The sequence below is a fragment of the Variovorax sp. P4_D9 genome, from assembly GCF_056401695.1.
In genome coordinates this window covers 1-8,234 of the sequence record NZ_JBFUIU010000398.1, presented here as the reverse complement: position 1 = coordinate 8,234, position 8,234 = coordinate 1, and the positions used below count along the sequence as shown (strand labels likewise).

The following is an 8,234-nucleotide window of genomic DNA, read 5'->3' as shown; positions in this document are numbered from 1 at the left end:
GGGCGGACTTCCTCGGCGCTGTCGGAAGCCCCGTCCGGCTCGCCCCCCGGCTCAGGGCGCGCGGCCTCGCCGCGTGCGTAGGTGGCCTGCAGCCTGGCGGCATCCGTGGGAGCCGCGGGCGCAGCAGCGGCGGCGGCAACGGGCATTGCAAGCGCCGGCACCCCTTCGCCCAGGACAGGCGTAAGCGACGACGTAGTCGTCGCAGCGCCCGCCGCGACGGCCGGAGGCACCAGCGGCTCGACGGCGCGCTGCGCGGCCAGCGGCGTGGCCCACTGCGCCTGCGGCTCCTGCAACAGTTGCGCCAGCGGCCGGGTGCCGGACGCGAACTCGACCAGGTGGGACTCGTAGAACAGGCCGCTGTGATTCACGGTCTGCGCCAGCGCGCGCGCCAGCTCGGGCACCGAAGGTGCCAGCCGCGACGGCCAGGCCGGCGCAACGCCGCGCACCGGCCCGGGATCGGATTCGAGATCGGCCAGCACCGCGCTAATGACGCGCGCCGCCACCGACAGTTCGGCCTCGCGCTCCGGAGGCTGATGCGCCGCTGCGCCCGGCAGGCTGGTCGGCCCTCCGGGCAGCACGCGGTCGAGCGCGGCCTTCGATGGCAGGCGGACGTCGTTCTCGACCCTGAGCACTTGCGCCACCGCACCGGGCGCGCCGATCTGGGCTTCGGCCTTGATCGCGAGCACATCCAGCCGCGGCGACGCCTTGACGGCGAGCAGCGCGTCGATCAGTCCGGTGAGTCCACTCATGGCCAGCTCCCGCGCTTCAGTGCGGCGGCCCGTAGGCCTTGCCCAGGCTGCGCCGCTGCTGCAGGTAGCTCATGTGGGCGATCAACTGCTCGATCTGCGGCTTGACCAGCCCGCAGACCTCGTCCTGGTCGGCGCGGATCCGCTCGATCAGGCGCAGCGTTTCTTCGAGCTGGCTCGGCTCCAGCGGCTCCAGCGGCACCAGGACCTTGAGCCGGTCGACGATCGCCGCGCATTGCTCCTCGAGCGCGGGAAGGCGGCCCCACTCCTTGGAGCGGGCCAGCTCCGCCATGAGCGCAACGCCCGAGGCCAGCTGCCCGTAGCAATGCACGACTTCACTCCTGGTCGCCATGTTGTCCCCTGTGTTGTTCGCCGGGCGCGTCATGCGCGCGCCGGGCCGGCGTCGATCTCGCGCCAGGCCGATGCAATGTCTTCGAGAAGGCCATCGGCTTCGTCGAGCGCCCGCGTATCGTTGCGCAGGTTGGCATAGAGAAGCCTTTGGATGATGTAGCCGTAGAGCGCCGACAGGTTGGCCACCAGGGCCTCGCCTTCGGGGCCCGCGGCCTTGGCGTCGAGTGCGGCCTTGAGGCCGTTGTCGACGATGTCGATCGCCTTGGAGATGGCGTTTCCCTTGGGCCCGATGTCGCCGTTCGACATGTGGTGGCGGGCCATGCCGATGGTCGACTTGGCGCCATCGAACAGCATGCAGATGAGCTGGTGCGGCGAGGCGCTCATGGCGCTGGTCTCCACGCCGACACGTGCGTACGCGAGGGCGCCAGTCCTGAAAGTGTGCGGGGAGTACATGCGCGGTTCCGATCCTGGTCTTACTTGCTGCTGCTGCTCGTCGCGTTGATGTCATTGAACTGCTGCGTGAGATAGCTCATGGTGCTGTTCATGCTGCTGATCAGCACGTCCAGTTGCTGGAACTGCGTGCGATAGCGCGCCACCGTGTCGCTCACGCGTGACGACATCGCCGTGTAGTCCGCATCCAGCTGCTTGAGAGTCGTATTGACGCCGGCCGTCGCCACCTGCAGAACACCGCCAGTCGAGGTCATGCCGCTCACGAGCGTGCTGAGCTGGTTGCCATAGCCGGCCGTGCTGTCGGTCGCGTTGGCGAACAACCTCGAGACACCGTCCAGCTTCGTCGAGAGCGCAGTGTTCAGCTTGGTCGAATCGATGGCCAGCGTGCCGTCCTTCTGGAAGGACACGCCGATCTCGGAAAGCACCTTCATGTCGTTCGGTCCACCGGCCTGCGGCGTGGTCAGCGCCTGGCGGATCTTGGTCTGCAGGTTGCGCAATGTGGAGTCGCCCAGCAGCGCAGCGCCGGTCTTGGTGGTCGCGTTGTAGGCCGTGAGATTCGCCGCCGTCGCCTGCAGGTTGTTGTAGGCCTGCACGAAGCTGCCGATCGCCGCGGCCACCGATGCGGTGTCCGTCGACAGGTTGACGCTGGTGGTCCCGATCGCCGCCACGCTCAACGTGGTGCCCTGAATCGCTTCCTTGACGGTGTTGCTGGCACTCGACACGGCGATGCCATTGACGGTCAGCTTGGCGTCCTGGCCACTCAGCGTCTGCGTCAGGTTCTGCGTCCCCGCAGGATCGTTGGCCAGCAGGGTCTGCAGCGCCGCATCGCCGGTGACGGAAATCTTCATGCTGGACGCGGCACCGGTCTGCGTCGAAGACAGCACCAGGCGCTGCGGCGATCCGCTGCCGTCATTGACGATGCTGGCCGTCACACCGGCCTTTGCCGCATTGATCGCATCGCGGATGCCCTCGAGCGAGTTGTTGCTGGCGTCGATGGTGATGGGCGTCGCGGTGCGCGTCCCATCCGGGGTGAAGCTGGAGCCGGTGTATTTGCCGATCGTCGCATCGAGCGTGCCGCCGGCGATGGTTCCGAAATCGATCGTGACCGTTCCGACGCCGATGGCCGTCTTCGCGCTTGCCTGCCCCACCGTGACCAAGGCCTGCGCCTGCGCCAGTTGCGTCACGTTAATCGCGTAGCTGCCGGCAACGGCGGTGCCGTCCGCGGTGGCGGTCAGCATGCTGGTGTTGCTGGAGCCGGCCTTCACGCCCTGGAACAGCGCCGGCGAAGCGAGTGCCGTGGCAGCCGACTTGAGTCCGCCCAGCACATTCGAGATCTGCCCGTAGGCGGTCAGCTTGGTGGTGTAGCTGGTCTGCTTCGATTGCAGATCGACGAGCGGCTGGCTCTCGGCGGTCTGAAGTTGCGTGAGCAAGGTGCTGAGGTCGAGGTTCGATCCGACGCCGAGGCTGCTGATGGTCATGATGTGATGTTTTCCTGCCTACTTCTGAAGCCTCGCGGCTCATGCACATGAATTCGCTGTCCTCCGCGGCCTGGAGTTGCCAGGCTGCAGAGGACAGCGCAGGCGCCGGAGCGCCTGCACCGGCCGACGCCCTCCCACGCGGAGAGGCGTCGGCGCCTTGGCCCGGATTACTGCAGGAGCTTGAGCACGCCTTGCGTGGTCTGGTTGGCCTGCGCCAGCACCGAGGTGCCAGCTTGCTGCAGGATCTGGGCGCGGGTCATGTTCGACACTTCCGTCGCGTAGTCGGCGTCCTGGATGCGCGAGCGCGAAGACGACAGGTTGGTGATCGAGGTACCGAGGTTCGAGATCACCGAGTCGAAACGGTTCTGCACTGCACCCAGCGAGCTGCGCAGGTCGTCGACCTTCTTCAGCGCTGCGTCGATGGCGGCCAGCGGGCTGGCGGTCGAGCCGGTTTGCAGGCTGTTGGCGGTGATCTTCGACGTGTCGACGGTGAATGCGGCAGTGCCCGCGGTGGTCGTCGTGTCGGCCGATGCCGGGTCGAGCGCGACGTAGCGGTACATCGTGGTACCGCTGGCAGCACCGGTGAAGCCTTGGTTCACCAGGGAAGACGCCTCGCCAGCCGATGCGGGCGTGATCGCGACTTCGGCGAACATGTTGCCGTTCTTGTCGGTCACGGCATTGCCCGTGAGCGTGGCGCCACCCGCGGCCAGTCCGAGGGCCGTCGACAGGGTGTCGGTGGTCTTTTCGGCCACGGTCGTGAGCGTGACGGCCGTGGTGCTGCCATAAGCGGCTTGCAGCTGGGCGGCGCTGGGCTTGTCAGCGGTGGAGGCTGCGGTCACGCCGTCGAAAGCGGTCGTTGCCGTCGCGACCGGGCCGGCCACGTTGAAGCCTTGCATGCCGAGCGTCGTGGAGCTGATTTCCTGCAGGTTGATCTTGATGGTTTCGCCATCGTTGGCACCCACCTGCACCGTCAGGGGCTTGGCCGAAGCGGAGAGCACCTTCACGCCATTGAAGTCGGTCTGCGCCGACGTGCGGTCGATTTCCGCCAGGCGCTGGGTGATTTCGTCCTGGATCGACTTCAGGTCGGAGGGCGAGTTCGAACCGTTGGCGGCTTGCACGGTCAGTTCGCGAACGCGCTGCAGGTTGTTGTTGACTTCGGTCAACGCGCCTTCGGTCGTTTGCGCCAGCGAGATGCCGTCGTTGGCGTTGCGCTGTGCCTGCGTCAGGCCGTTGATGTTGGCCGTGAAGCGGTTGGCGATGGCCTGGCCGGCAGCATCGTCCTTGGCGCTGTTGATGCGCAGGCCGGAAGACAGGCGCTGAATCGCGGTGTTCAGCGAAGCCTGCGACTTGCTCAGGTTGTTCTGCGTGAGCAGAGAGAGGCTGTTGGTATTGATGACTGACGCCATTTTCGACTCCTGTTGACAAAGGTTGTGGACTCCGGCCAAGGCCGTAACGCTGGACCCGCTCCCACCGTGAGACTCAAGCCATCGTTGGATCAGTTATCGGCACGCCCTCGGAAACCTTTAGGGCCCGGCCCAAATATTCGCCGGCCCCGTCCACGACCCTTCGGAGTCAAGCCGGCAGGCTCATCACTTCCTGGTAGGCGCTTACGAGTCGGTTGCGCACCTGGAGCCCGGTCTGGAAGGCCACGTTGGCCTTCTGCAAGTCGACCATGACGTCGTTCAGCGCGATGCCCGGCTTGCCGAGCTCGAAGGACTCGGCCTGGCCGTAGGCCTTGGTCTGCGCGCCGCTGATGTTGTCGAGCGAGCGCTTGAGCTCGGCGGCGAAGCCACCGCTCTCGGTGGGCGCGGCGGCAGCGGGCGAGAAGCCGGCCTGCACGGCGGTGGCCCGCATCTGTTGCAGGACGGATTCGATGGCAGCAATCGACATGGCTTTCCTTGTTTACTTTGGTGTTGCTTTAGAAGCGCCCAGGCGCTCCGTCGTCCTTTCAGCGTAGCAAGGGAAGACCCCGATACAAGCCGCCAACAGACGGCTAAAGCCCCCGTTGTTCGGTCCATCGAATTTGTTACGGCTCCTCACAATCAACCGCGAAACGACAAGCCCGCTGACGACTTCAGCGGCCTACGGCATGACCTCTGAACAACAACCTCACTTCCTCCGCATGACGACGCACCTTCCCGGCGCACCGGCCAGCGAGGGAACCCGCGCATGAGTTCGACGGCACCCGCGATCGACGCGCCCGCGGCGTCTTCGCTCCCCGCGCTGCTCGAGCGCCTGCGGGCCCAGCCGAAGCTGCCGATCGTCATCGGCGCCGCAGTGCTGGTGACCGCCGTGGCCGCGTTCACGCTGATGAACCGCGGCCCCGACTACAAGGTGCTATACACCAACGTCTCGGACCGCGACGGCGGCGCGATCATCGCGTCGCTGCAGCAGATGAACGTGCCATACAGGTTCGCCGAAGGCGGCGGCGCGATCCTGATCGCCGGCGACAAGGTGCCCGAGGTGCGGCTCAAGCTCGCCGCCCAGGGCCTGCCGAAGGCCGGCGGCGTCGGCTTCGAACTGATGGACAACCAGAAGTTCGGCACCAGCCAGTTCGCAGAGCAGGTCAACTACCAGCGCGCGCTCGAAGGCGAGCTGGCGCGCTCGATCGAATCGGTCGGCACGATCGAATCGGCGCGGGTGCACCTCGCGCTGCCGAAGCCCTCGCTGTTCGTGCGCGAGCAGAAGAAGCCCTCGGCCTCGGTGGTGCTGACCCTGCAGCGCGGCCGCAGCATCGACGAGGGCCAGGTCAGCGCGATCGTCCACATGATCTCCAGCAGCGTGCCGGAGCTCGACCCGAAGGCGGTCACGGTGGTCGACCAGCGCGGCAACCTGCTGTCGGCGGCCAACAGCGGCGCCCGCAGCCTGGACGTGAGCCAGCTCAAGTACGTGCAGGAAATCGAGAAGGGCTACATCCGCCGCATCGAGACGATCCTGCAGCCGATCGTCGGTGCCAACAATGTTCGCGCCCAGGTCGCGGCCGACATCGACTTCTCGGTGATGGAAAACACCGACGAGAAGTACAAGCCCAACCAGGAGCCCGGCAAGGCCGCCATGCGCAGCCAGCAGTCGAGCGAATCGCTGCAGCAGGGCGGCACGCCGCCCGGTGGCGTGCCCGGCGCCCTGTCGAACCAGCCGCCCGGCACTCCGAGCGCGCCGATCACGACTGCGCCGCGGCCCGGCACGCCCGGTGCCCCGACCGCCAACGGTGCCGCGAACACCGCCGCAGTGGCGACCAGCTCGCATTCGACCGGGCCCAGCAACTCGCGCAAGGACGTCACGACCAACTACGAGCTCGATCGCTCGATCCGCCACGTGCAGCAGGGCGCCGGCGGCATCAAGCGGCTGTCGGTGGCGGTGGTGGTCAACTACATGGACGCGAGCGACGGCAGCGGCAAGAGCAGGCTGCGGGCGCTGACGCCGGTCGAGATCGAGCAGATCCGCAACCTGGCCCGCGAGGCGATGGGCTTCAGCCAGGAGCGCGGCGATTCGCTCAACGTGGTGAACAGCGCCTTCGCCGACGACAACAAGGAGCCGACCGCCGCCGCAGTCCCGTTCTGGCGCGATCGCGACAACCTCGAACTCGGCAAGAGCCTGGGCCAGTATCTGCTGCTCGGCTTCCTGGCGCTGTTCGCCTGGTTCGCGGTGCTGCGGCCCCTGCTGCGCAAGCACCTGGCGCCGCCGCCGGCCCCGGCACCGACCGTGTCCGAGCCCGTCGCCGCCGGCGACGCGCCGAAGCAACCGGAAGAACCGGCGATCTCTGCCGAGGAAGCCCTGCGCCAGCGCGAGGCCCTGCGCCAGAAGGTCGACCTCGACTACGCCCATCAACTCGCCGACCAGGATCCCAAGCTGGTCGCCACGCTGATCCAGCATTGGATGAACACCCATGATCAGTGAAAACGGAACCCGCAAGAGCGCCATCCTGTTGATGGCCCTCGGTGAAGACCGCGCCGCCGCGGCGCTGGCGCACCTCGCCACCAGCGAGGTCCAGACCCTGGGCCTCGCGATGGCGAAGCTCTCCTCGGTCTCGAAGGACGAGCTCAACGCGGTGCTGTCCGAGTTCCGCCACGAGACCGAGCAGCTCTCGGCGCTGCACCTGGGCTCGAGCAGCTACATCCGCGCGGTGCTCAAGAAGGCGCTCGGCGACGACCGCGCCAGCAACCTGCTCGAGGACATCCTGCAGAACGACGAGCCGCACAGCGGCATCGAGCGCCTGAACCAGCTCGAGGCCAGCGAAGTGGCCGAGCTCATCCGCGACGAGCATCCGCAGATCCTGGCGACCGTGCTGATCCACCTCGATCGCATGAAGGCCTCGGAGGTGCTCGAGAAGCTGCCGACCCGGCTGCGCCACGACGTCATCATGCGCGTGGCCACCTTCGGCGGCGTGCAGCCCTCGGCGCTCATGGAACTCACCGATGTGCTGACCGAGATGCTCTCGGGCCAGGGCCTGAAGCGCAGCCGCCTGGGCGGCGTGCGCACCGCGGCCGAGATCGTCAACCTGATGAACAGCGCGCAGGAAGAGGAAGCCATCGCCCACGTGCGCGAACACGACGAGGGGCTGGCGCAGCGGATCATCGACGAGATGTTCGTGTTCGAGAACCTGCTGAGCCTGGAGGACCGCAGCATCCAGCGCCTGCTCAAGGACATCGAGTCCGACTCGCTCATCACCGCGCTCAAGGGCGCGCCGCAGGAGCTGCGCGACAAGTTCCTCGCCAACATGTCGCAGCGCGCCGCCGAGACGCTGCGCGAGGACATCGAGCTGCGCGGTCCGGTGCGCGTGTCGCAGGTGGAGGCCGAACAGAAGGCGATCCTGCAGGTCGCACGCCGCCTTGCCGAAGCCGGCGAGATCGTGATTGCTGCGCCAGGCACCGATGACTACGTCTAGGTACCCCGCGCCTTCGCCCTTCGGCGCCCGGGCGCGCGCGGCCGCTGCCTATGCGCCACCGCCACGCGCCGCCGCCGCCGCGAAGCCCGACAAGCCGGTGCTGTCCGCCTGGCAGCGCTGGGAGATGGACACGCTGGTCGAGCCGGCGCGGCGCGCCCCGGCCCCCGGCGGCCACGGGACCTCCCTCCCGCCGGTCGAAGCCCCGCCCTCCGTGGCGCTGCTGCATGCCGCCGAGCTCGTGAGCCTGCGGCGCGAGGCCCGCAGCGCCGGCGAGGCCGAAGGCCGGCGCGAGGGCCACGCCGAAGGCTATGCGCAGGGCCGCAC

Annotated in this window: 7 protein-coding genes and 2 pseudogenes; 3 read left to right on the top strand and 6 right to left on the bottom strand. The window is 67.6% G+C overall.

The genetic code is table 11. The annotated features are described in order from the left end of the window. The 6 genes and pseudogenes from AC1DY5_RS32535 to fliE all read right to left on the bottom strand — a co-directional run. Positions 1-749, bottom strand: a pseudogene (locus AC1DY5_RS32535) (hypothetical protein); the annotation flags it as partial. Positions 750-765: 16 nt separating this feature from the next. Then, a complete protein-coding gene (locus AC1DY5_RS32530) occupies positions 766-1,098 on the bottom strand; it encodes a flagellar protein FliT (protein ID WP_478118196.1) in 333 nt (110 codons plus the stop codon). 29 nt (positions 1,099-1,127) lie between these two features. After that, positions 1,128-1,550 carry a flagellar export chaperone FliS gene (gene fliS / locus AC1DY5_RS32525; protein WP_478118194.1) on the bottom strand — a complete coding sequence of 141 codons (423 nt, stop codon included), beginning with the start codon at positions 1,548-1,550 and terminating at the stop codon, positions 1,128-1,130. A gap of 20 nt (positions 1,551-1,570) precedes the next feature. Then, entirely contained in the window at positions 1,571-3,028 is a 1,458-nt protein-coding gene (fliD, locus tag AC1DY5_RS32520; protein WP_478118198.1) for a flagellar filament capping protein FliD, read from the bottom strand. A 164-nt stretch (positions 3,029-3,192) separates the two neighbouring features. After that, on the bottom strand, positions 3,193-4,431 hold the full coding sequence (locus AC1DY5_RS32515) for a FliC/FljB family flagellin (protein WP_478118192.1): 1,239 nt from the start codon (positions 4,429-4,431) through the stop codon (positions 3,193-3,195). A gap of 166 nt (positions 4,432-4,597) precedes the next feature. Continuing rightward, the gene (gene fliE, locus AC1DY5_RS32510; RefSeq protein ID WP_478118190.1) at positions 4,598-4,915 is read right to left on the bottom strand and encodes a flagellar hook-basal body complex protein FliE; all 318 of its coding nucleotides are present in this window, start codon (positions 4,913-4,915) and stop codon (positions 4,598-4,600) included. A gap of 279 nt (positions 4,916-5,194) precedes the next feature. On the opposite strand from fliE, the gene fliF reads away from it, so the two are divergent. The 3 genes and pseudogenes from fliF to AC1DY5_RS32495 all read left to right on the top strand — a co-directional run. Beyond that, positions 5,195-6,922, top strand: coding sequence for a flagellar basal-body MS-ring/collar protein FliF (gene fliF / locus AC1DY5_RS32505; protein WP_478118189.1), 1,728 nt, complete (start codon positions 5,195-5,197; stop codon positions 6,920-6,922). After that, positions 6,912-7,910: a flagellar motor switch protein FliG gene (gene fliG, locus AC1DY5_RS32500; protein WP_478118187.1), complete on the top strand. Its 999-nt coding sequence runs from the start codon at positions 6,912-6,914 to the stop codon at positions 7,908-7,910. The genes fliF and fliG overlap by 11 nt, the downstream gene beginning before the upstream one ends. After that, positions 7,897-8,234: pseudogene (locus AC1DY5_RS32495) on the top strand (hypothetical protein); the annotation flags it as partial. The gene fliG and the pseudogene AC1DY5_RS32495, both read left to right, overlap by 14 nt.